At 45.8% G+C, this 23071-nt stretch carries 15 protein-coding genes; 9 read left to right on the forward strand and 6 right to left on the reverse strand.

What is annotated here, in order from left to right; translation table 11 throughout:
* Nucleotides 1-77 precede the first annotated feature (77 nt).
* The 4 genes from FM038_RS02765 to mepA all read left to right on the forward strand — a co-directional run bounded on the left by FM038_RS02765 (nucleotide 78) and on the right by mepA (nucleotide 7969).
* Nucleotides 78-2906 carry a hypothetical protein gene (locus FM038_RS02765; RefSeq protein WP_142871852.1) on the forward strand — a complete coding sequence of 943 codons (2829 nt, stop codon included), beginning with the start codon at nucleotides 78-80 and terminating at the stop codon, nucleotides 2904-2906.
* 135 nt (nucleotides 2907-3041) lie between these two features.
* A complete protein-coding gene (locus FM038_RS02770; protein ID WP_142871853.1) occupies nucleotides 3042-5711 on the forward strand; it encodes a TonB-dependent receptor plug domain-containing protein in 2670 nt (889 codons plus the stop codon).
* A 255-nt stretch (nucleotides 5712-5966) separates the two neighbouring features.
* Entirely contained in the window at nucleotides 5967-6938 is a 972-nt protein-coding gene (locus tag FM038_RS02775) for a pepsin/retropepsin-like aspartic protease family protein (protein ID WP_142871854.1), read from the forward strand.
* Between the two features lie 140 nt (nucleotides 6939-7078).
* Nucleotides 7079-7969 (forward strand): penicillin-insensitive murein endopeptidase, encoded by an 891-nt coding sequence (gene mepA / locus FM038_RS02780; protein ID WP_223292986.1) that lies wholly within the window; start codon nucleotides 7079-7081, stop codon nucleotides 7967-7969.
* Nucleotides 7970-7999: 30 nt separating this feature from the next.
* Here the strand turns inward: mepA and FM038_RS02785 are convergent, their stop codons facing one another.
* From FM038_RS02785 to FM038_RS02800, 4 genes are all read right to left on the reverse strand, one after another.
* On the reverse strand, nucleotides 8000-10291 hold the full coding sequence (locus tag FM038_RS02785) for an aminotransferase class V-fold PLP-dependent enzyme (RefSeq protein ID WP_142871855.1): 2292 nt from the start codon (nucleotides 10289-10291) through the stop codon (nucleotides 8000-8002).
* A gap of 266 nt (nucleotides 10292-10557) precedes the next feature.
* Nucleotides 10558-11124 (reverse strand): protein tyrosine phosphatase family protein, encoded by a 567-nt coding sequence (locus FM038_RS02790; protein WP_142871856.1) that lies wholly within the window; start codon nucleotides 11122-11124, stop codon nucleotides 10558-10560.
* Between the two features lie 159 nt (nucleotides 11125-11283).
* The gene (locus FM038_RS02795; RefSeq protein ID WP_142871857.1) at nucleotides 11284-11745 is read right to left on the reverse strand and encodes a NanQ anomerase/TabA/YiaL family protein; all 462 of its coding nucleotides are present in this window, start codon (nucleotides 11743-11745) and stop codon (nucleotides 11284-11286) included.
* Nucleotides 11746-11893: 148 nt separating this feature from the next.
* The gene (locus FM038_RS02800) at nucleotides 11894-12334 is read right to left on the reverse strand and encodes a hypothetical protein (RefSeq protein ID WP_142871858.1); all 441 of its coding nucleotides are present in this window, start codon (nucleotides 12332-12334) and stop codon (nucleotides 11894-11896) included.
* 115 nt (nucleotides 12335-12449) lie between these two features.
* Between FM038_RS02800 and FM038_RS02805 the strand changes: the two genes are divergently transcribed.
* The 4 genes from FM038_RS02805 to FM038_RS02820 all read left to right on the forward strand — a co-directional run bounded on the left by FM038_RS02805 (nucleotide 12450) and on the right by FM038_RS02820 (nucleotide 16370).
* Nucleotides 12450-13505 carry a patatin-like phospholipase family protein gene (locus tag FM038_RS02805; protein ID WP_142871859.1) on the forward strand — a complete coding sequence of 352 codons (1056 nt, stop codon included), beginning with the start codon at nucleotides 12450-12452 and terminating at the stop codon, nucleotides 13503-13505.
* 277 nt (nucleotides 13506-13782) lie between these two features.
* A complete protein-coding gene (locus tag FM038_RS02810; RefSeq protein WP_142871860.1) occupies nucleotides 13783-14358 on the forward strand; it encodes an LON peptidase substrate-binding domain-containing protein in 576 nt (191 codons plus the stop codon).
* Nucleotides 14359-14720: 362 nt separating this feature from the next.
* On the forward strand, nucleotides 14721-15662 hold the full coding sequence (locus tag FM038_RS02815) for a pseudouridine synthase (protein ID WP_142871861.1): 942 nt from the start codon (nucleotides 14721-14723) through the stop codon (nucleotides 15660-15662).
* A gap of 237 nt (nucleotides 15663-15899) precedes the next feature.
* Complete coding sequence (locus FM038_RS02820) at nucleotides 15900-16370, forward strand: hypothetical protein (protein WP_142871862.1); 471 nt, start codon at nucleotides 15900-15902, stop codon at nucleotides 16368-16370.
* 963 nt (nucleotides 16371-17333) lie between these two features.
* Here FM038_RS02820 and FM038_RS02825 read toward each other — a convergent pair.
* Nucleotides 17334-19211: an alkaline phosphatase D family protein gene (locus FM038_RS02825; RefSeq protein ID WP_142872899.1), complete on the reverse strand. Its 1878-nt coding sequence runs from the start codon at nucleotides 19209-19211 to the stop codon at nucleotides 17334-17336.
* Nucleotides 19212-19298: 87 nt separating this feature from the next.
* Complete coding sequence (locus tag FM038_RS02830; RefSeq protein WP_142871863.1) at nucleotides 19299-19907, reverse strand: HAD-IB family hydrolase; 609 nt, start codon at nucleotides 19905-19907, stop codon at nucleotides 19299-19301.
* 180 nt (nucleotides 19908-20087) lie between these two features.
* Here FM038_RS02830 and FM038_RS02835 point away from each other — a divergent pair, with 180 nt between their 5' ends.
* Nucleotides 20088-23063 (forward strand): alkaline phosphatase family protein, encoded by a 2976-nt coding sequence (locus FM038_RS02835; RefSeq protein ID WP_142871864.1) that lies wholly within the window; start codon nucleotides 20088-20090, stop codon nucleotides 23061-23063.
* Nucleotides 23064-23071 lie beyond the last annotated feature (8 nt).

A 23071-nucleotide genomic window follows, 5' to 3' on the forward strand; every position in this document is an offset into this window, starting at 1 on the left:
AGTCTTATTGTCATATTGGGCCGTTAGTTTCGTTTGCCTAATAACTCAATACTTTTATTCCGTCTGCGGAGATGACAATGGACCTGAAAAATATTTTTAAACTCGGTGCACTTTCGACTGCATTAGCTCTTGCCGGTTGTGGTGGCGATATTAATATTAATACCGGTGGCGAGGGGGGAAATACGCCTCCTCCGACTACAGTACCGACTCCGGGCCAAAGCGTTCAAGAGTTAGCTTACAGTGGTTTCGCCGAGCGTAATGCCAGCCTGTCCGTCGATGGTAAACAGGTGTGGATGCTGAAGGGGACCTTAGCCCCAACGAACGCCGCGTCTAGCATGGGTAGCGGTGACACAGGTGGACAAGATGCAGATAAGATTGTCTTGGGTAACGATGTTGTTTGGGAGCTAGATGGCGCCGTTATCGCGGGTAGCGATAAGGAAAACTCTGTGGAGCTGATCATCAGAGCTGGCACTAAGGTTATCGGCGGCAGTGATGCTTACCTGGTGATCAGTCGCGACTCGAAGATCCAGGCCGAAGGTTCTAAGACTCAGCCTATCGTGTTTACTTCGAAAGAAAGTGCCTTGGGTGAAACCGGTGAAGCGGGCCAGTGGGGCGGACTGGTATTACTGGGTAACGCCCCGGTAAATACCTGTCCTGATCTCGATGCCTGTGATGCAGCATTCGAGGTGGGCAACCACAGTTATGGCGGTAATGACAGTGAAGATAGTTCAGGTTCGATCAAGTATGTTCGTGTCGAGTTCGGTGGCTTCAAGATAAACGACACTCAGGAGATGAACGGTATCTCTTTTGCTGCTGTCGGTTCAGGGACACAAGTCGACCATATTCAAATTCACTTGAATAACGATGACGGCGTCGAGTTCTGGGGCGGTAACGTGTCCATTTCCCATGTAGTGTTAACCGAAAACTTCGATGACTCGCTGGATTGGACCAATGGTTGGCAAGGGAGTGCGCAGCACGTTTATATCCGTCAGCAAGATAACGGTTCAAACCGAGGCATAGAGGGTGACAGTAACAGCGATGCCGATGCTACGCCTCAGTCTCAACCTGTATTGGCCAACGTGACCATAGCTGTAGCCAATGGCGAGAACAGCGGTGGTGACCACGGTGAAGGTATCTTGTTCCGTAAGGGAACCGGGGCTCACGCTTACAACATACTCGTCAAGGGCGGTGTCGATTCCGGTGAATGTCTAGAGATCAACGATGACAACACAGTTGTCAGTGCGCAAGATGCAGCACTTACCATGCAAAACAGCTTAATCGATTGTGTCGAGCCATTTAAGAATGCAAAAGCAGATGCGGAAAAGGGACGTTCACTGTCTCTGGACGTTGAAGCTTGGTTCTTAGCTCAACAAGGCAACTTAGCGGCTGCATCGGATCTTAATGGTTATATGCCTAATAGCTCATCTGTCGCTCTGACAGGTGGGGCTGCAGACCTGAGTAATTTAGACGCCCGCTTAGAAGACGCGCAGTATATCGGCGCGTTCGATGGCTCGAATGACTGGACTCAAGGTTGGACGACGGCGATTCATGACGAGGTCACTCCGGCGCCAAGTGCATTACCCGTGCTGACATCGTGTCCGCTAGGAACATCTGCCGAGACCGTCGTTGCCGGTATCTATAAAGACAGCTCAATTAATCTTGTTTGTACTCTAGAAGGTAATGTCACTACTAATACGACCCTACTCGCGGGTCAGAATGTGATGTACAAGATCGACGGCGGCGCCGTGGTTGTCGGCGGCGATAAAACAGATTCTGCTACCCTGGCGATTCAAGCCGGCGCATATCTTTTTGCCACAGATAACAGCTATATCACAGTGAGCCGTGGCTCGAAGATCATGGCCCAGGGCAGTGCGACTCACCCCATCATTATGACGTCTGAGCAAGATGTCATCATGGGGGCAGAAGCTGCTCGTGGTCAGTGGGGCGGCTTAGTGCTACTAGGTAACGGACTCACTAACAAATGTGATGATCACACCAGTTGTGATGTGGCATTCGAGGTGGGTGACTTCCCATATGGCGGCAATGACAACACAGATAACAGCGGTCAAATCAGTTATGTGGTCATCAAGTACGCCGGCTTTAAGGTCAATGATACCCAAGAGATGAATGGTATCTCTTTTGCGGCAGTGGGTAGCGGCACTCAGGTCGACCATATTCAAATTCATGCCAATGGTGATGATGGTGTCGAGTTCTGGGGCGGCGCGGTAAATCTTAAATATGTGTATCTGACCGATAACTTCGATGACAGCTTAGATTGGACTAATGGCTGGCAGGGCAAGGCGCAGTTTGTCTACATCACCCATGAAGATGGCAACGCCAACCGTGGCATAGAGGGCGATAGCCATAAAGGCACAGGTGATACACCTGTTTCTAGACCTATCCTGTCTAACTTCACCATATTACCGGGTGTCGATATCGAAAATGCCAGTGGTGATAAGGGCGAAGGGATCTTGCTTCGAGTTGCTACCGCAGCTTCACTCAATAACATACTGGTTCAGGGACGTAAGGGAACGACGTCTACTACCGAGTCTGGTGAGTGTCTGGAGCTGGACGGCACCTATGCCGACCTGGTTGATAACGTCAATAATGACCAGCTGACCATCAGTCATTCGATTATCGATTGTAATGAGCCGTTCAAGTACAGCTCTGATAATGCGGCAACTGCAGATGCCGTTGATGTGGCGACTTGGTTTATGGGCCAAACGGGTAATGGCACGGCTGCCGTGTCGATAACCCATGGTATGCCAGCTGCGAACGAAACCAATCTACTGGGCGCGGGTAAGGATATGAGCACCACTGACAGCTTCTTCGAGTCAACTGACTATATCGGCGCATTCGATGGCCAGAACGACTGGCGTCAAGGTTGGGCCTTCATCGCTCAATAACCCTTATCAAAAACTCACATCCTCAGACGTTTAATGGGGATGTGACCTCTAGTAAGTGCTGGAGGAAAGTTTACTGATATGACATAAAGCCGTGAATGACTGCGGCTTTCATCAACCCCATACAGGATAGTAGGTATGAAAACCAAGCCGAGTTTTACCCTGAATAAGCTCAGCCTTGCTGTAGCATCGGCGGTATCTGCAGCTACATTGCTTACCGCACTGCCAGTTTACTCGCAGCAAGACCCATATGATCCGGGTGAGGATTTCCCCATCGAAGTGATTGAGGTCACAGGGCGCTTACGCACCTCGGCTTCTGAAGCGATGGAAGAGCGTCGTGAACAAGTGGCCGTTGCCGATATCATGGGCTCTGAGCAGATAGCCAGAACTGGTGACAGCGATGCCGCCGCGGCCCTACGCAGAATCACAGGCCTGACACTTAAAGATGGTAAGTTCATCTATGTACGTGGTTTAGGTGAGCGCTACTCGAGTACCTCACTCAATGGCGCTATTGTGCCATCGCCAGACCCGACTAGAAACGTGGTGCCGCTGGATATGTTTCCGGCATCGATTATCGAGTCGCTGTCGGTGCAAAAAAGCAGTACCGCAGATATGCCTGCGGCATTTGGTGGTGGTCATGTGGATATTCGCACTAAGTCGATACCCGCAGATCTATTTTTTAAAGTCTCAGTGGGCGGACGTTACAATAGCAATGACAGTCAGGATACCTTTAGCTATAACGGTGGTAGTGATGAGTGGCAGGGCAAAGATGACGGCACTCGCGCCATGCCCAATAGTATTCCCCAGACTTTCAACCAGTTTGGCGGCATTAGTCCGGTAGACATAGTCACAGGCTCGAACGGCCAGATTGACTTTCAGTCGGCTAAACAGATGAATCGAGATTTAGCCTCTGATATCTACCGTGATATGACAGTGACAACCGAGAGCACAGATCCCGGTTTTCGTGGCAACATCGCCTTAGGTAATAATTGGGATATCGGCGAAGAGTCGATATTCGGTGTCATTGCTGCAGCTTCATACAAGCAGCAAGCCGAGAACTATACCAAGTTGGATGTCGAGCTGGACGGCGATGAGCAACAGGCTCAGGTCGAAAATTCCAAAAATGTACAAGGCACAGATTCCATAGTGCAGATCTCTGGCATGCTGAATATGGGCTTCGAGTTTAACGACGACCATAAAATAGAGACCTTCACCACTTACTTACGAGATATATCGGATGATGTGTCTGTGGCGATCGAGGAGACTTTAGATACCTTAGGTGAGCCCAATGCATATCAGGTTTACGATATCGATTATGAGGAGCGTACCCTGATAAGTAATCAGATAAAGGGTCAGCACTTCTTCGAGTTGCTGTGGGACCTTGAGCTTAATTGGATGTACTCAGATGCACGTTCAGAGCGTTATGCCCCCAATGAATTGTCCTATACCTATAATGTGGTGTTTGATGATGCAGGCTCGATGACATCCCGTAACCTCAACACCCAAGATGCGCCTAAGTATGTGTATAGCAAGCTAGAAGATGATACGACCAATTATGGCTGGGACATCTCGTTTCCCATAGAGTTTGACACGACACTCGTTACCCTGAAGGGCGGCTATGAGTACTTCGAACGCACCCGTGAGAGTTACGCTACTCGCCTGAGTCTGGATGTGGATCTGAGTCCAACGGATCCCAATGGCGATATCCTGCAGCAAGAGTTCGATCAGATTTTTAGTGATGCTAATATTGATAGCGATGTCTTAGGCCTAGAGCTTAAAGATGCCTCCACAGATACAGAAGATTACGTCGCCGCAGAGAAACTCGATGCCGGGTTTGTTAGTGTCGATGTGGACTTCGATGATGTGTGGCGTTTCTATGCGGGCGTTCGCTATGAAGATTTCAGACGTGTGACTCTGCCTATCTCACCCGAAGGTGAGATCTCCGATGAAGGTGGTCGTTACGATCTTAGCGATTATGCCATTGCTGAAGATGGCTGGTTCCCGTCGATGTCGCTGACTTGGAAAGATAGCGATACTACACAGTGGCGACTGGCTATGAGTAAAACCTTAGTCCGTCCAGATTTACGTGAGGTGTCACCGGTTCGCTTTCAGGATCCTGTTACTGGTTTCGACTTCTTCGGTAATCCAGAGCTTGAAAGCTCAGATATCTACAACTTAGATCTGCGTTGGGAGTGGTATGGTGAGACTGGCAACAACTTGAGTGTGGGTGGTTTCTATAAAGATATCGATGCGCCTATCGAGCCTATTCAGCGTATCTCAGAAGCCGGGCGCCAGCTTAAGTTTTATAATGCCGACTCAGGTTATGTGTATGGTATCGAAACCGAATTCCTGCAGGAATTAGGATTTATCGGTGGTGGTGAAAGTATTTGGGATAGTTTCTTTGTTGCGGGCAACGTAACTTTGAGCGACTCCGAGATAGAGATATCTCCCAACGGTGAGATAGATCCCACCAACACCTCCAGACGCATGACGGGACACTCGGCTTGGGTCACTAACGTGCAGTTGAGCTTCGATTCTCCCGATGAGTACCATAGTGCGACTCTGGTTTATAACGTGTTCGGTGAGCGTATCGCTTACGGTGGGCGTGGTGGATTAGATGACGTGTTTGAGCAGCCGTTCCAGAGCCTAGATCTCACCTATAGCTTCTTCCCGTCAGAAAGCATGGCGATAAAGCTGAAGGCGAAGAACATATTAGGCGAGGAGACCGAATACCAGCAGCAGGGCATTAAGGTATACGCCAAAGACCCTGGCACTGAGTATACGCTGCAGTTTAGCTATCAGTATTAATCGTTTATAGAGATGATTATTCGCATAAATAAGAGTTATCTGTACTAGCGATTTATACCGCAAGGTATTGGCATTACGCTAGATAACGTTTCAAACGGTACCAATCCTTACCGTTTGAAACACACCAAAAGGCCACTTTTTCTGGACAAAGAAGTGGCCTTTACCCTTCCTATATTCTGGTGCTTCTTTGACCTTTATTATGTTAGTCTCTGAGTGGTAAATGGATTTAACTAATAAAAACAAGGATATGTTTATATGCTAGCCCCCTATGATGCACCCAATGCTACTGCTCACCTTTCTCTAGTCCGCTTTAACTTCTCGTTAAAACAGGCCTGCTTGTTATTGATTTCTGCTTTTATTAGCTTGTTCTCCAGTATGAGTTTAGCTGTTACCGAGTGGGTCGATTTTGAACTGGTCAAGGGGCACATTACTTTGCCTGTGACAGTTGAGGGATTTGAAGGTAGAGCGATTTTAGATACTGGTGCACAAGGAAACTCTATCAATCAAGTTTTCATCAATAAACATGAATTGGAACTAGATAAAGCGGATAAGATCATTGTTCGCGGTGTATATGGAGAGGAAAAGCGGCAGCGATATAGCAATATTCAGGTCAATCTGCTCGGCGCCGATATCGAGATGGATAAGCTAGCGTCGCTGCGTCTAGGGAGCGATAAGAATGCGCTGTTACTTGGGGGAGCATTTTTACGAAATTTTATCTTTCAGTTTGATTACCCCAATAGCAGAATGCGCCTGTTTATGCGTGATGAAATTGATTTAGCTAAACTTGAAAATATTGAAATGCGGATGGATAAAGGAAGAAGACAGCCAATAGTAAAGGTCAATCTGAACGACCAGAAAGAGGCTTGGTTGATTATGGATACCGGCAGCAACGGTGGGATCTTTTTGAAGCGCAGTACCGCTGAGGACCAAGGCTGGCTGGAAGAGTTTGAACTAGACAAGGTTTCAAGCTCTGGTGTACTGGGCTCAGGACATAAGGATGCGTTCACATTACCAGAGATACAGTTTGGCCCGTTTACCGTTGAAGATGTCAAAATGTCGGTGCCAGAAAAAGGACAGAAAGTGAATATATTCTCTAGCGGACGTGGCTCCTTGGTCGGTTTTAAGGGCAAAAATATCAAAGGTCTTTTAGGCTATGATATTTTGAAGCACTTTGTGATCACAGTAGATTACAAGGGGGGTAATATGCATGTGGGCTTGCCTGAGTAGAGTAGAAGAGGGCTGAAAATAGCATCACTCCTTGTGATCAGCAATGTGGATCACAAGGCAGGTAATATGCATGTTGGTTTGCCTGAATAGTGTTGAAGATAGTTGAAAATAGTTAACTTTTAAACGAAAGGAGCTATGGTTTGAAAACAAGATGGCTTATCTACTTGTTGATAATGCTGCCTTTTATTTCGCAGCAAAGTATTGCTAATGTGTGGAGTGAATTTAAAACTCCTTATTCAATGCCAAGTGTTGGAGCGGATGAGGAAGCGCAGGCTACAGAGATAGATAGCTTAGCCATTGGATCCTATGCCAATGGCTGTTTAGCTGGTGCAGAGACTTTGCCATTAGAAGGTGAGGGCTATCAGGTAATTAGAACCTCCAGAGCCCGTTATTATGGTCATCCTGAGCTTATCTTTTTTATTCAAGGTTTTGCTAAGCAAGTCCATCCATACACAGATAAAGATCTCTTGATTGCTGATATCTCTATGCCCCGTGGCGGCAACTTTGTATCTGGCCATGCTAGTCATCAAATTGGTCTGGATGTCGATATTTGGTTTAGGCAAGCTGCCAAGTTGCAAACACGTAAACAAAGAGAGTCGCCGTTAGAACTAAGCTTGGTGGATAAAGACAGCTTTGAAGTTAATGGCAATTGGCAAGCCGCATATGGGGAGATGATAAGGCTAGCTGCAGAAAACCCTCAAGTCGCTCGGGTATTTGTAAATCCCGCGATTAAACATAAGCTGTGTAAACTCACTCAAGCCGATGCAACTTCAAGTCATGATCACTGGCTGAGCAAGGTGCGCCCCTGGTGGGGACATAAAATTCATATGCATGTGCGCTTGAAATGTCCGCTTGATGACAAGCTTTGTCAAAACCAGCGGCCACCAGAAAGTGGTACAGGTTGTGACAAGCTAGGCTGGTGGAGAGAGCAGGTGTTAGGGCCAGCTAAACCTGCTAGAACCGAGACAAAAATAACTAAGCCTAAGCCTATAAAAGTAAAACCTGAGCAGTGCCAGGTTCTGCTTAAATAAGCTCATATTCAATGAAAAGTAAGCAGAGTATTAGCTGCTTAAGGCGTAACCACCTTTAAGGTGTGCGATGTTACTAAAGCCTAAGCGTTGCATGGCTTGTGCGACCACTAGCGAGCGGCTGCCACTGCGGCAGACTAATACCCACTCGCTGCTTTTATCATCTTGATGTTGCTGGATAAACTGCACCAGACGAGTCATGGGAACATTGATACTGTCAGATGCCATTGTCTTTATGCCAAGCGAGTGCTGTAGCGCGTATTCATGGGGCTCTCGAATGTCGATCCACTTGATAGTCTCCGACTGAGCAAGTTGTTGCAGATTACTTGCATCGTACTCCTTAATGGCCATTTTTTGGCAATCAGTTGTATAAGCACCGCACATTATCTCAGTGCCGACTTCATCATTAAGGTTAGCGTCTAAGTGAGCTTTTTCGGTGACGAATTCAGCTTCAGATAGCTTGCCATTGAGTGCCCCCTCTAATAGAGGGTTACGTGCCGCTTCGGCCATCAAGCTGGTGGTAAATTCGTTGTTATAGTCATGGCTGGCACAGAGTAAGGTGTTAGGGCCGATTAACTGTTCGAGTTGCTTCAAGCTGTGGAACATTTTATTTGAGCTACTTGATTCGAAGTTGGTTCTACCCAGACTGCCCATGAGTACGGTATCGCCACAGAAGGCGAAATGCGTCGAACTCTTTAGCTTAGTGATGTCTGAGGTTAGCAAGAGGCTGATGCTGTCATCGGTATGACCCGGTGAGGCGACCTTAACCAGCGAGAGTTCACCTAACTTGATCATATCGAGTGCTATGCCATCAATTTGTATTTTAGCACTCGACTCAGGCCAACCTAAGTGATCACACTTCTGTTGCTTAAGGTGCTTCTGGGCCAAGGCGACGCGGCCTGAGATATGATCTGCATGGCCATGGGTATCGATAATGGCGATTGGCGCTAGTTGCTGGCACTCGAGCAGGGTGTTGATACGTTTCTCGAGCTCGGGCAGCGGATCGATGATCAACACCTGTTTAGTTTTCAGATCTGCATAGATCCAGGTACAGCTTGCGCCGCCCCTGAGCTGTACTAAGCCATCGAGTGGAGTTCTATCATCACTTAATTGAGTGTCATCTAGCATCAGGCAACTGTGGGTTAAGGCGCTGGCTGCAAGTTGAATTCTGTCACAGGCCTCATCGACCTCAGTTTGAGTCATGGCTGGACCAAAAGAGAGGCGAATAGCCGACTCACTCTGCCATGCTGGAAGCCCCATGGCATCGAGTACGAAACTACGGGTAACCTTAGAGCTACAAGCCGAGCCTGAACTGACGCGAATATTTGCGGCATCGAATAGGTCCATGAGCTCCTTGCTGCTAAAGCCCGGAACGGCGAAGTTAAGCGTAGTGGCTACACTGTTTTCGAAGCTGTGGTTGAACACTATCTCAGGGAAAGCCGCTGTCAGACTCGACACCAGTTGTTGTCTGTATTGCTCAAGTTTTTCAGCAGTCGAGAAACAGGAGTTTTCATGGTCTAGCAGCATCTCGAAAATCACATTTAGTGCGGCAAACCCTGGTAGATTTTCTGTGCCTGAACGTAATCCACCCTCCTGTCCACCACCTGCGATAAAAGAAGTAAAGGGGGCTGAGTCCCGGATATAGATGAAACCAATGCCTTTAGGTGCATAGAGTTTGTGGCCGCTAAATGGGGCGTAGTCGATGCTGGTTTCGCTTAGTTTTAGTGGACGTTTCCCCAGAGCCTGAACGCAATCAACCATCCAGAAGGTATCGGCATTGTGTTCTCTAATTGTCTGTTCGAGTCGCTGAAGGTCTTGATATACACCGGTTTCGTTGTTAACTGCCATGGTGCAGATCATCAGGGCGTTAGGCACTTCTCGTGCAATAAACTCCAAGTCTAGATTACCTAAACTGTCGACGGGAATGGCTTTTATCTCGGCATTGAGACCCAAGATACTATTCCAATGCTCCAGCGAATTTGGTACGGCTTTGTGCTCTGTGGCGCCATAAAGAATCGAGTAATTTTTTCCAGGTTCGATATTCTCTCTGGCCTTGATTAATCCTGAAAGAATACCGGTTTGAATGCCTTCGGTCGCGCCACTGGTGAAAATGAGCTTGCCCTTACCAGTCCCTAGTAAAGTCTTAGCCCTTTGACGTGTTTGTTCCATCATGTTCTTAGCTTTTAGGCCAGTGATATGGCTGCTGCTTGGATTGCCAAACAAGTCTTCCATTGCTGTGAGTGCGGCTTGTGCCGCTTGGGGAAGTACAGGCGTTGTGGCGTTAGCATCTAGGTAGATCTGGCTTAAGTGGATAGCTTGACTCATAAGGGACTCGTATTGTTATTTTATTTTTAGCTATATAAATGATTTTTAATTATTAGGTATAAAAGCTTATATAACTATATGGAATATGTAATTCGATGTGGTTATATTAGCAGTTTAGCTTGAATGATCAAGATCACATTTTTAGTTTTTGAACGTGTTTTAACGGGCGTGAATTTATAGGGGGTTTGGCTTGTCTAGCTTGAATCAATTGAGCCAGAAGGGGGACGTTGTTAGATGACGGCCCTTTTTATAGGGCCATCATGGATTTAGTGCTGATATTTGGCTTTAACCGTTTCGATTAATGTATCCCACTGTGGATATTCTTGTAGGCTTTGTGTCAAATCGCCCCAAGGTGCAAGAGTTTGCTGCTTATAGGCTAGGCTGTCTGCTACGCCTTGCTTAATTTGATAAAGATAATAAAAGGCTGAAGCGCGATAGTTTGCTGCGCAATGAACCAGGATATCTTTATTGGCATTGGCATCCATAATGTCAAAAAAGTGCTCCACATCTGTCATTGTAGGTTGCTGCCAATCCACTGAGATCTGTTCATATTGCATGCCTACATTGTTAACTAGGCTAGCTTCATCAGTATGGCCACTTGAATTGCCATCTGGAATGAGGTTGATAACCACCTCGACACCTGCAGAGGCAAGTTTTTCAAACTCTGCCTTACTGGGCAGTCCTGCTGTGATCACAGTGTCGCTATTAAACTGTACTGCTTTGATGTCTTGTAATGAGTCAGTTGAAATAGCGGCTTGAGTCAGGGATGAAAACAGTCCCGTCACAACAAGGCTTGTTGTGACTAAGCGGGTAAGGAAAGTCCGTTTCTTCATTGTAGTTATTCTCTAAGGTTAATGTCTCTAGGATTAGTCGTACTTACATTCGTTAAGTTCAGACTGGGTATTCAGAGTGTTAACTGGATTTTAAAATAAGCTATTTTTGTGAGGTGGGCTTAGCCATCATATAAGATATAAAGCCCTATTTTGCCAGTGTTATATCTTTACTTTGATGACAACCTTACGCACTTGCTGAGGTGATGCACTGGTGCCCGGCATATGCATGTCATCGGGAAAGAATACAGCAAACATTCCTGCTTTTAACGGTATAAAGGCCGCATCAGCTTTATTGCTCTCGTAGTCGAATTCGGCGTAATCATGTTTTTCAAAATAAGGTCTTGAGGGAGTTTGCTCTGCCAGTGGCAGGTAGCCAAACTCCTCTTCACCGCTAACCACATACTGGACATCAATATATTGCTGGTGAACTTCAAAGGGTTCTACTTCGCGAGGCTTGGTTTCGTAATCATTAACAATAACAATCAGATTCTTACCATCTAGCTCGTAGTTACCAAGCTCCATTGAGGTGAAGTCAGTTTCTGCCAAGTGGGCTAAGGCTGCTGTGATCCGTGGGCTAATGTGCGAGTAAAGGTCTTTGTTATTTAAGGTATCGACAATCATGATTATCTCGGGCTGTTTGGTTATTGCTAGTGTGTATTAGGCATGAGTGTAGCGGCCATACCATTTTATACAAGAGCAGTTATAAAGCAGAGTACTTAAGAGTCGAGATTTGGATAAATAAGGGACTCAAACTGCTAGCGCCTAGCATCTATTTATTAGGAATTAGGCAAGATTTTATCTCGAAGGGGATATCTCTTAGCTCAAACGCCGCTTTTAATTGCTTAGTGATTTTAGATTTAGGCTTAAGTGGAAAGCTTATCTTGCCCTTGGTGGCATGGATAAATAAATGATCGCCAAGCAAGCGTACCGAGTTGATCTCATCATATTTAACTGAGAGGTCTTTTGCAGGCCCCCAATCACTCTCCAAGGAAAGTTTAATAAACCTAACCGACTCAGGGGTAAATTGAATTTTTTGTTGCCAGATAAAATAGATCCAGCTGATACAGGTGCAGACAAATAAGGCTGGAATGATCAGATCCCAACTGGTGTCAAAAGAGCTGACTTTTATAATAAACCCTATGTAGGTACTAGAGATAATCGCGATGATTATGCTCAGCTTTCTGAAGGGACGAATATTAGTGTCTTCCATCTGTGATATTCCTTATCAAGACTTCCTTTCCTTGAGGCTATAGTACTCCTACTATTTTAAAAAGTTAATTTTTGTTAAATAATGTCTCAGAAATACATTGTGAAGGAAAATAGATTTGCCAGCCCTACGTTTTCTCGCGGGACCGACCGCATATAAACAAATCGCCGATAACGGATTAAAACCTGAACTCTTTAGTCAACTATTGGCAGCTTCTGGTGGTCCAAAATGGATTGGTATCGCCGGATTAGACAAGTATCTATTTGGTGAGTTTTTTAAACAGAGAAAAGCGCCTCTGCATACACTCGGTGCTTCTTCTGGGGCTTGGCGCCTGGCTTGCTTGGCGCAAGATAATCCTCTAGCGGCGTATTCCAGGTTAGAGGAGTTATATATCGGCCAAAAATATGATGTGAAGCCCACATCTTTTGATGTCTCTGAGCAAGTGAAGGTGATTATTCGCGGTCTACTTGGGGATGCTGTGGGAAAAGATATCGTCGAAAATCAGACAATCAAGAGTCACTTTTTAGCATGTCGAGGGAAGCATTTAAACCGTTTGTCCAGTCGGTTGGCATTAAGCTTAGGTCTGGCCACCACAGCGGCAAGCAATTTGATCAGTCGTCAAACTTTAGGCATGCATTTTGAACGCTTTCTCTTTAGCTCAAATGATGAAGCATCCCCCTTTAATGCGCTCAGTGATCTCCCCAGTAAACAGGTTATGTTAAGCGTAGATAATATTGCCCAAGTGCTGCTAGCTACAGGTTCTATTCCTTGGGTTCTTGCACCTGTGACCGAGATTACTGGTGCACCCAAAGGGCATTATTATGATGGTGGCATTACCGATTATCATTTTGACTTGCCACTGTCCCATGCAAAAGGTCTCACCATTTACCCGCACTTTTATCCTAAGATCACCCCAGGTTGGTTTGATAAATCTCTGCCATGGCGCCAGGCTCGGCATAACTATGCTAATGCACTTATTCTCACACCGAGTGAGGAATATCTTTCTTCTCTACCCTATGGAAAGTTACCCGATCGTAGTGATTTTAAACATTTTTCGAGCGATGAAAGAATGGCTTACTGGTATAAGGCTATCTCAATGAGCGAAGTGCTGGCCGATGAGTTTGCAGATGTGATGGCTAAGGGCTCAATTATGCAACACCTAGAACACTTCTAATCCAGATGGCATGCTCTCTTTTATAAGAGTGAGGGGTGAACATTTAAGGAGTAATAAATCACTGCAACAAATCGCTATCTATCTGTGTCTAATAGAATGTAAAAGCAGGAGAGATTTGAGCTGTATTTTTATGTGAAAAATGGTGTTAGCAAGCAAAAGGGGTCAATCAGCAGTAAATTCTGTAACTGCTACACTTTATGATTATTACCTTTGCTGTTAATTAACGAGAAATTGGTACGCTTTTTTCGGCTACCTGGCCTTGAGGCTGGAGGTTACTATGCGCACACAGGAGATGGCGTTAATCACGCGGGATGCGGTGTTATTACCCGAAGGAAGGTTAGAGATCCGAGTCGTGGATCCAGCTTATCTACAAGTGATAGCAGATAATCTTAAAGGCAAGTGTCAACTGGCTTTTGGCATGTTTATGGCTAATGGCAAACCTCCTTGTTACCCGAATGCGACTCAATGTGAAGTCATTGATTTTAATCAGCTAGATGATAATTCTTTGGGGATCGTGCTCGAAGGAAAGCAAAGAGTAAAAGTCTTGTCTGCAGCGCAGAAAAGAGATGGAGTATGGATTTCCAGAACCTTACCTTGTAGCAACTGGTGTGAAGAACCGATAAAAGGTGAATTTGAGCTCATTAGTGCTGCACTAGAGCAGTTCTATGAAGTAAACCCTGACTTATTTGGCCTATATTCAAATCTGCACTTAGATGATGCAGCTTGGGTCAGTCAACGATGGTTAGAAGTGCTGCCCTTGTACAGCAAAGATAAACAGGTATTGCTCAATCAGCCTGATTGTCATAAGACAATGAACTTCGTACTAGAGCTAATCAAGTCACATGTGAACTAATGTGCGGAGCGCTTCGCTCCGAGAGCGTTCGCAAGCTCACTTCGAGGCCGCTGCGCTTCGAGCTCGTTCGCAAGCTCACTTCGAGAACGCTGCGCTTCGAGTCCGTTCGTAAACTCACTTCGAGAACGGGAACAAGTTCCCTACGAGATAATTGCAAAATCTTTTTTCTTCTGACTTTTCTTGAGCTCGCAGGAACGAAGTTCCGTACTCGGAGGCGCTTCTCAGCCGAACTCGCATTCTCGCAGCGGCTTTGCCGCGTCCTCGAAGGGCGAAGCCCGTCCTTGCCAGTGACGAAGTCACGCTCTAGCCGCTTCTTTTCTGTTAAAATAACTTGTCTTTAATCCGATCTAATTAGAATTATCATGCCTTCATCTGTTCGTGCTTCTCAAGCGTCCTATGTCGTTTTACCTGAAAGTGTTGCCGATAAACCCACGGTATTGAGTTTTCTTGTGGAACGTTTTAATCAGATAGGCAGTGATGTTTGGCGAGAGCGTATTATTGACGGTAAGGTGCACTGGCGAGATGGCAGCCTCATTGCTGTCGATACGCCATTTATACCTAGGGCTCGGGTTTATTATTATCGTGAAGTGAAAGCCGAAACTAAGGTGCCTTTCGAAGAAAAGGTGCTCTACCAAGATGAGCAGATTATCTTAGCGTTTAAGCCGCACTTTTTAGCCCTTCATCCCAGTGGCAATTTTGTCAATGAGTGCCTGATCAATCGATTGCGAATGAAAACGGGGATTGAGACATTAGTGCCAGCGCACAGGTTAGACAGAGCGACTGCAGGTATTGTGCTGATTATTGTTCAGCCTGAGGCTCGCACTCAGTATCACGACCTATTCAAGAACCAGCAAATAACTAAAGAATATCAGGCATTAGCCAAGCTTACGCCTGAGCTATTAGCGAAAAATCAGCAAGGCGAGTTGCAACTTCCCCTTCATTGGACAGTAAAAAATCGCATGGTGAAAGGTGAGCCCTCATTTACTATGCAGGTGGTGGATGGGGAGTCAAATACTCATTCAGAAATCAGCCTTATCGATATTAAAGGTGATATTGGCTTATTTAAATTATCGCCAATCACAGGGCGTACCCATCAGCTAAGAGTGCATATGCAAAGTTTAGGTATGTCGATTCTCAATGATCGCTGTTATCCGCAATTGCAGCCGAAATCAGATGACGACTATACTCGTCCGTTGAAACTCGTGGCTAAGCGCCTGAAATTTCAAGACCCTGTGACTGGAATAGCACTAGATATTGAATGCGAGGGTTTTGAGTGTGAAGGGTTTAAATCTTTACTTGGTTAAGTTGAATGCACATAGTCAATTTTGTATAAAATATCCCAAGCTTGTTTTTTTATCGGCATGTCTCTATGCTGGAGTGGCTTAACTCATCAATATGATGAGCGAGCAAGTAACCTTCATTACCTCAGAAAGTGGTCGGGGAGTAGATGCTATTGGTTAGCTTAATATTCTGTTTATGCTCAATGTTTAACAGAGTTAGTGCGTACAAGATCTACTATAAACAACACAAGGATAATAATAATGAATAAATCAGCCCTGATCTCAATTACATTGGTCGCTGTAGCGGTTGCCGCTGCGATTGGCTACCAAAGCTTAAATTCTGAGCCTGCCTCTCTTGAATCAGCTTCTCAGAAGGTTACGGATGCTTCTCCAGTAGCACAAGTAGCCCAATCTTCTGCAAAGCCAATGGCGCCTGTTTCCATGAGTGCACCAGTGACCCCAGTACAGTATGAAGTAGAGCAAGAAGTACAGCATGAGGCACAAGCAGGAACTATGGAGGTGGCAGCTATGTCGGCCTCAGAACCACAGCAAGATAGTAAACCTTCAGCCGTTAATGATCCTAGCCACCCTCCGCGTCAAGCGCCGAATGCCAACCGAGCACCAAGATCGGCACCCAATGCCAACCCTGAATATGCCCATCACCCGAGACCCGGCACTGAGCAGCCCGTTTCAGCGCCTGTAAGCATGCCATCACAACCATCTGGAAATTAAACATAAATCTGCATGAGTGACGTTGCTGGTGTTTTTCAAGGTAGCTGTCACTCTTCGCAAGTGTCAGATAACAAGTTCCTGAAATCTCTATTGTGGATTCATTGGGCTGGTTTTGTTATTTGGTTAGTTTATTGAGAACCATAGCTTCATTGGTGTTTATTGCTTGCAGCAGGTGCTGTAAATGGATTTACGAATGTCACGATCACACGGTCAGAGATGCTCCCGGCATCTCAAGACATTTCCCATATCCCTATGGGTCAGATGTGAATGAGTGACCTTACATGTAGATACTTCTGTGGAACGCTGCAAGTACAGTCCCTGTAAGCTCTACCAAAACATCTGACCACCATGGAAGGTGGAAATGCCGGAAAATGTATGGAACATTTCCGGCCCAGTTTTGGAAGCCCACAGCCGTATCTACATCGGATTATTCATCTCTTCGATTTGAAGTATTAATGTGTCAGCTAAACATGTTTATGGACATTAGTGAGCTAGTGCACTCGCCCTAACTCAACAGATATTTTAAAACTGAACAAAAGCGGATTCACCACGGAGAACACGGAGGGCCACGGAGAAAGGCAACAGCGAAAGCCTCTGGAACTCTTCATCTTTACCTCCGTGTTCTTCGTGTAAGCGAAGCGCTCCGTGGTGATATTATGCTCGAATTGAAGATCCCCCTTTCTGTAGAACACCCAGTGTAGAAGCGGCTGCGAACTTCGATTTCAGGGATGAAATCGCAGAGCGCCCAAGGATGGGTTTACAGCGTACCGAGAGATTACTTACACATGCGCCCACTGCAGGTGATAGATAGCAATGAAAGTACGACTTTCAAACACACCATCCAACAAATGCTAGATTCCGGCTCAAAAGCTTTGCCGGAAAGACAGTCGTATCAACAAAAAATGTAACCTGCCTTCATTCCAAGGCTGGCTAATTTTTTTGGGGGAAGCAGTGTCAAACTCGCTACTCTTTTCTTGGTGAGTCAAAGTGAGTTTCGCTCATATCTGTGTGCAGCACGGCAATCTTAGTCGGTGCACCATTTTTAGCTAAATCAAGCATCCCAATTCCGCTCTGATTCATTAAGCGCTTGCTGCGTGCACCATTGGGGCGCCTGCCACGAATGGACATGCGTTTACGCTTGGTGAAAAAATTCAGTGGCGAAAAGTGGCCATATAGCCAGCCATTTATTTTATCGAAGATAGGAATTAGCTTTTCTGGGAATTGATTTTTTAAGCCGCTACAGGTGATCTGATAAATCTTAGGGCCACCTTTTCTAAATCGTATACGAATGTCATAGGCAAAGGAGTAATGGACATCGCCTGACAAGATCACAAATTGCTCCGGCGTTTTCCTGTGTTGAAAAATGCTTAACAAGGTGTTGGCAGTGCCTGGGTGGGCCATCCAGTTTTCGGCATCCACCAACAATGAACCGCCAAGCATAGTAGCGGTACGTTGCACGGTTTCGATGAGTTTGACTCCGAACATAGGGGCCGCCGAGACGATGATGACATTACTCTGGCCAACTAACTCCTGTTGCAACTCCATCAGGGATTCCCAGTCCATCAGACCAGATGGTTTTGCTAGGTTAGACTCGCTACGCCAGCGGTGAGTTCGAGTATCTAACACCACCAATTTAGGCGATGTCTTTAAGGTGTAATGCCAATGCTCAAATTTGAGCAGTTCATCGATGAGTCTGTCTTGTGTTGCTTCATCTGGCTGAGAAAAGTGGGCATCGATGAGTGGTGTTATTTGCGCTTTAAATTTTTTCGGAGCATTGCCTAAGCCCTGAAATAGGGCATAACCTATCAGTGCGTTACCTATGATACGTTTAGAGAAGGGATGCCCGTAAGCGGCTTGCTCCCATTTTGCGGTCAGGTTCCAATCATCGGTGACATCATGATCATCAAAAATCATGTAGGTTGGCAGGTGTGCCATTAAGCGTCTGACTTGCTGGAGTCCTGCCTTAAACTCCAGCAGATGTAGCCACTCCCTATTCCAGCGGGTGTTGTTTGCCACAGATAAGCCTGCAACCTCTTTAGGGATCTCTATTTGATCCCAGAGCTCGGGTGACCAGGTCAGTAAATACAGGGCAATGATTTCACCTAAAGTGATCAGGTGGTTTTCGGCCAATGATGAGGTGAAGATGGGATGGTTGATATACCAACGCCTGATCGCCGTTTTTGCCTGATATTGTGTCTTAGGCAGTAAATTTTTTTGTCGCTGATATAGGGCTGCAGGATGGTAGCTGATAGCAGCACTTCCACTGAGGGCTGCATCGTTAAATTTCTCTTGCGGTAAGCCCAATAGCTTTATGACTTCACCTATGGCATAGATCATCGGCCCGGCAATGTCATCGACGTAGACTTGATCGCCGCTAAGCATCAGTAGAGAGGGGCGCGCTTCAATGCTGAGATCTTGGCTGAGTCTGGTATCGGCAGCCACGAGCGCATCACCGCTGTGGTGATGAGGATTACGGCAGGAGCCGTGTAGCAAGTTATCTATTTGAGGCTTGATAACAAACTCTGGGTTTTTTTTATCTTGATAGTTTAGCTGCTGGATACTGCTAAATAGCGCCCCATGCTGGCTATCGGTTAACTCATAAGCTATTGCAGAATCGACACAAAGAAAATCCTTCTGCTCAACCTGAATAAGATACTGCCAGGCCTTTTCTCCAAGCTGGACTTCATGGCACTGCTCCTGTTGCAGGACTAACTTTTTCTTAGCAAGGGTTAAGGTCAGTTCATTCATCGGCTTTGAGCTGACAAGCCACAGGGTGAAGTTATCTTGATCGCAATGACGAAGTGTTGGACCTGCAAGGACTAAGGGTAATGCTGCGGGCATCATTGAGTGTCGATTCCAGAGGTGATGAGTGAGCTAACAGATTAAACAAAAGGATTAAATTTGCAAAATATTAATCGTCAGCAAGCTTTAGTTAAGGCGTTTCCAGTTCATATATGCCTCATCGGCCAGTGCTAACATTGATAGATCTTCATGGGTGTCACCGTAAGCATAGACCTTGGGGTAGTCTGCGAGGGTGAATTGAGCCTTAACCTTGTTGGCTTTTTTATCACCACTACAGTCGCCAGCTAAATAGCGACCAGAATAATGACCATTCAGACTCTCCATCTCACTGCAGATCAGGCTTATCTCCATGGCGTCACACCAAGATCTTAAATAGATATCTAACGATGCTGAAACGAGTACGGCTTTGTCACCGCGGCTAAGATGCCAGCGTATTTTATCTAGGGCGATATCTCTGAGATGAAGAGGAATAATGTGTTGAGCATAATAAGCCCCTAAGGATTCAAGCTGTTTAACTGAGCGACCTTTAAACGCAATATAGGCGACCATAGGACGCAATACTCGAGCTGGAAATAGACCCGCTTTATAAGCGACAAAGAAGGGCAGGATAAGACTGCCCCATATTATAAATCGTCTCTTCTTGGCCGAATGGCGAATAAATTTAGAGAACATGTCGGAGTGAGTGATGGTGCCGTCAAAATCGAACAAGGCTAAGCAAGGTTGGTTGTTTTCCATCGTATCCCCTCATTTTAAACTTGAACGATAAGACCTATTTTAACGCGCTTTTTATTGACAATCGATAGCGTTGAAAAACAAGTCGGTATTGGTACGTAAATTGTAGATAATCGAGATATTAGTTGTCGATGAAGTATGTAATTATTGCAGCCTCTGTGATTTGTGTGGTTATGTGCGTATATGGATATTGGTGCTAAAACTTCTTGGAGTGGCTTAGGTAAATGGGCCCTGCTTTCTGTTTCTTTGTTAAGTTCCGCAGCTTGGGCTGATATCGGTGATACGCCTGTTATCGGGGGTGTATTTAATGCCAGTGAGATCATGCGAGATCAGATTGTCTCATCCTTAAGTTATTCCACTAAGCTGACGAGAGATATCACCCTGTTTACTATTGGCGGACTTTCGCTTGATGCGTATATCCTAACCTTGCCTCTGGATAAAAAGGTTAAAGCTCGCGTGATTGCTCAGCTAAGCGATCCGACGTATGCGATCCCTCTGGGTCATTTTCTTTATCGTTTTTACGACCGTTATACCGGTCTGAATAGTGAAGATGAATTTAAGCAATATTTGGCAAGTATCTATGATGAAGAACAGCTCAAGCAGTTCGAACATAGTCTCTACCATTTTGGTTCTGGCTCAGTAAAAGATAAGACCGCCGATAGAGTAAAGGAGGAAAGCTCTTCTTCGGCTGACCAAAGATTAACTAAGCAAGAATCGGCTAAACAGACATCTGTTAAACACCAGAGTGCCCAAGCCCAAGGCATAAAAGCTGATCGTAAGTTTATCGCATCTATGGTCACCATATATGATGCTCTGGTAGATATTGGTATGTGGCAGGATATGGATGCTGTGCCAGCTAAGTATACCTATCTCACGAATAACCCGGCTGACCTGCAATTAGTCGATAAAATACAGCCTATCATTATCGATATCATGTCCGATGCGGCCGGTGGTATGGATGAGGGCGAGATGAAAGCCTCGGTGCTTGCCATCATCGCAGACGATAAGCCAGAAAACCGCAGTAAGGTCAATAATAAGGCTCAGGCGTTAACTGTTACCCTGATAGATTTTGTGCGCTTAAATGTACTCAAGGCTTACCGTCAATTTGTGTTTCAGACAGAGCGGGAGCAGGCATTAAATGCCTGGATGCAGGACACTTTCGATGATAATAGTGATGACTTGATCGCTTTTTTGAAGTCACAACAGCAGCGCCGACATTCGGTACAGGTGACTGTCGATGGATTACAGCAAAGTTTAATTGAAGGCTTAGTGGATCAGTCTAAACCCTTTATCCATAAGGCCTATCAGTTGCATCAAGAGAGAGCCGCAGTTAAGCCTAAAACTGAGGTTACCCAAGAGCCAGAGCATCAACAACAGGTTAAGTTTATGGCTCAGCTTGCTAAGGAAGCATATCGCGATCCAAATTACTTGCCATTCTTTAAACGCTTATATCGTGATAATCCTCATTCTATAACGCAAGTAGGTATCTCATCTACGCCGACTATTAGTGTACGTAACTTGCCTATTATCAAGACCGGAGCCAAGGTCTCTGGAGAGGGCGGAACGGGGATCCCTAATTTCCATTTTGTCGATCGCGATCGGGATCGCGCCTATTACTTTTTTGGTAATGATGCGCTACAACTCGACCGCTTGATGGAGAGCCATGGCGTCAGAACCATGTTCGATCGTTTAGCTTATCTGATCACACTCAACTGTAATGGCCAATATGATTGGAATGCGCACACTAGCTACGACGGTCTCGTCAACTTAGGTTTGGGTGAAGTGCAGCGTGATTATGGTGAGAAGCGCTGTATAAGAGAGTTGCAGGAGCGGGCTAAGGTTGAAGTTAAATTGAAGAAGGATAGAGCTGAGCTTATCGAGGATATTCGCGGTTATCAAGGTATCTGGTTTGTGGATGTTTTTACGAAATTAACCAAAAAATGGAAGATAGAGAAAGCGATTTCTGAATTGGCGAAACTCGATGGCCAAGGCATGCCAGATCATACTTTGATCTATAATCCCTGGCCGGATCATTTTGCACATTTTACCGGGCCTTTCAGTGATGAGATTATCATGCCCACCGGTGAGTTGAATCGACTAGATTTTTGGCTAGAGAAGACTGAACAGGCTTATAGAAATGCAGGTATTTATGATCAAACCTTGTGGGGGATGGCAGGCGACCATGGTCTGTCTCCGGTTTTTTACGCGCTTAATCCTGAGAGGCAAGTGTTTGATAACTTGTCGAAGAAGCTTGGCTACCCTCTTTTAGTTAAGAAGATCTCTTCCGATGAGGGAGAAGGTCCAAAGATCACCAATGCGCTAAATTATGAGAGCAATAAAGGTATCGATGTGGTTGTGGCCTCGACGGCTGGTGGCAACATGATGATGGACTTTTTCAATGCTAAGTCAGGATGGGAGGCACAACCAGTTTACAGTGAACTGATTAACTGGACACCTATCAATGCACCAATGCAATCCGATACTGTCGATATTGTTACCGAGACGGTCAATAGCCTGTCAGAGTCGCTGGATTATATGGTGCTTAGGCAAAGGTCTTGTCAAGCTGAGGGCTGCCTGGTGCGATTGATTGGGCATCGTGATGGTGTGCGACACGATGAGCTGGTGGAGCGCAGAGGAGATAAACTGTTTTACTCAAGCGCAAAGGGAGGCTCGCCCAAGTTACTGGATATCACCAGCCTAAATCCATATCGAAACTCTCCCTCTCAAGCTGAGATAGAACACTTTTCTGAGCTGCAAAATCTATGTATTACTCAGGCGAAAGCCGATGATGTAAACTCCTGGTGCAATGTCGAGCAGTGGCGTGATTTAACACGTTTTACTTCCCGCCCCGATTCGGTGAATCAGCTTGCCAGGCTATACGATGAAACGCGGGCCGGTACCATTAACCTGTTCCCCAAAGCGGGGATCGGTTTTAACACTAAGGTTCCGGGTCGCCATGCAGGAGAGAGCTTTTCTGAGAAAGATGCCTTCATCGGTTTCTGGGGCATGCCAATAGGGCCCAATGCCAGCACACTCAAGATTGAAGAGAATGGTTCATTGGCGCCGACCCTGTATGAGTTTTTAACTGGTGAGCAAGTCAGCCCTGGTGAAAATGGCTGGGGTTATCCGTCTTTATTGAATAAGCTTGATATTCAGTGAGCCTAGTT

Source organism: Shewanella eurypsychrophilus (assembly GCF_007004545.3).
GTDB classification, from domain to species: domain Bacteria; phylum Pseudomonadota; class Gammaproteobacteria; order Enterobacterales; family Shewanellaceae; genus Shewanella; species Shewanella eurypsychrophilus.

What these genes read in the sequence shown, in the direction of transcription:
- FM038_RS02765 (WP_142871852.1), top strand. Translation starts at nt 78, where the DNA reads ATGGACCTGAAAAATATTTTTAAACTCGGTGCACTTTCGACTGCATTA.
- FM038_RS02770 (WP_142871853.1), top strand. Translation starts at nt 3,042, where the DNA reads ATGAAAACCAAGCCGAGTTTTACCCTGAATAAGCTCAGCCTTGCTGTA.
- FM038_RS02775 (WP_142871854.1), top strand. Translation starts at nt 5,967, where the DNA reads ATGCTAGCCCCCTATGATGCACCCAATGCTACTGCTCACCTTTCTCTA.
- FM038_RS02785 (WP_142871855.1), bottom strand. Translation starts at nt 10,291, where the DNA reads ATGAGTCAAGCTATCCACTTAAGCCAGATCTACCTAGATGCTAACGCC.
- FM038_RS02790 (WP_142871856.1), bottom strand. Translation starts at nt 11,124, where the DNA reads ATGAAGAAACGGACTTTCCTTACCCGCTTAGTCACAACAAGCCTTGTT.
- FM038_RS02795 (WP_142871857.1), bottom strand. Translation starts at nt 11,745, where the DNA reads ATGATTGTCGATACCTTAAATAACAAAGACCTTTACTCGCACATTAGC.
- FM038_RS02800 (WP_142871858.1), bottom strand. Translation starts at nt 12,334, where the DNA reads ATGGAAGACACTAATATTCGTCCCTTCAGAAAGCTGAGCATAATCATC.
- FM038_RS02810 (WP_142871860.1), top strand. Translation starts at nt 13,783, where the DNA reads ATGCGCACACAGGAGATGGCGTTAATCACGCGGGATGCGGTGTTATTA.
- FM038_RS02815 (WP_142871861.1), top strand. Translation starts at nt 14,721, where the DNA reads ATGCCTTCATCTGTTCGTGCTTCTCAAGCGTCCTATGTCGTTTTACCT.
- FM038_RS02820 (WP_142871862.1), top strand. Translation starts at nt 15,900, where the DNA reads ATGAATAAATCAGCCCTGATCTCAATTACATTGGTCGCTGTAGCGGTT.
- FM038_RS02825 (WP_142872899.1), bottom strand. Translation starts at nt 19,211, where the DNA reads ATGCCCGCAGCATTACCCTTAGTCCTTGCAGGTCCAACACTTCGTCAT.
- FM038_RS02830 (WP_142871863.1), bottom strand. Translation starts at nt 19,907, where the DNA reads ATGGAAAACAACCAACCTTGCTTAGCCTTGTTCGATTTTGACGGCACC.
- FM038_RS02835 (WP_142871864.1), top strand. Translation starts at nt 20,088, where the DNA reads ATGGATATTGGTGCTAAAACTTCTTGGAGTGGCTTAGGTAAATGGGCC.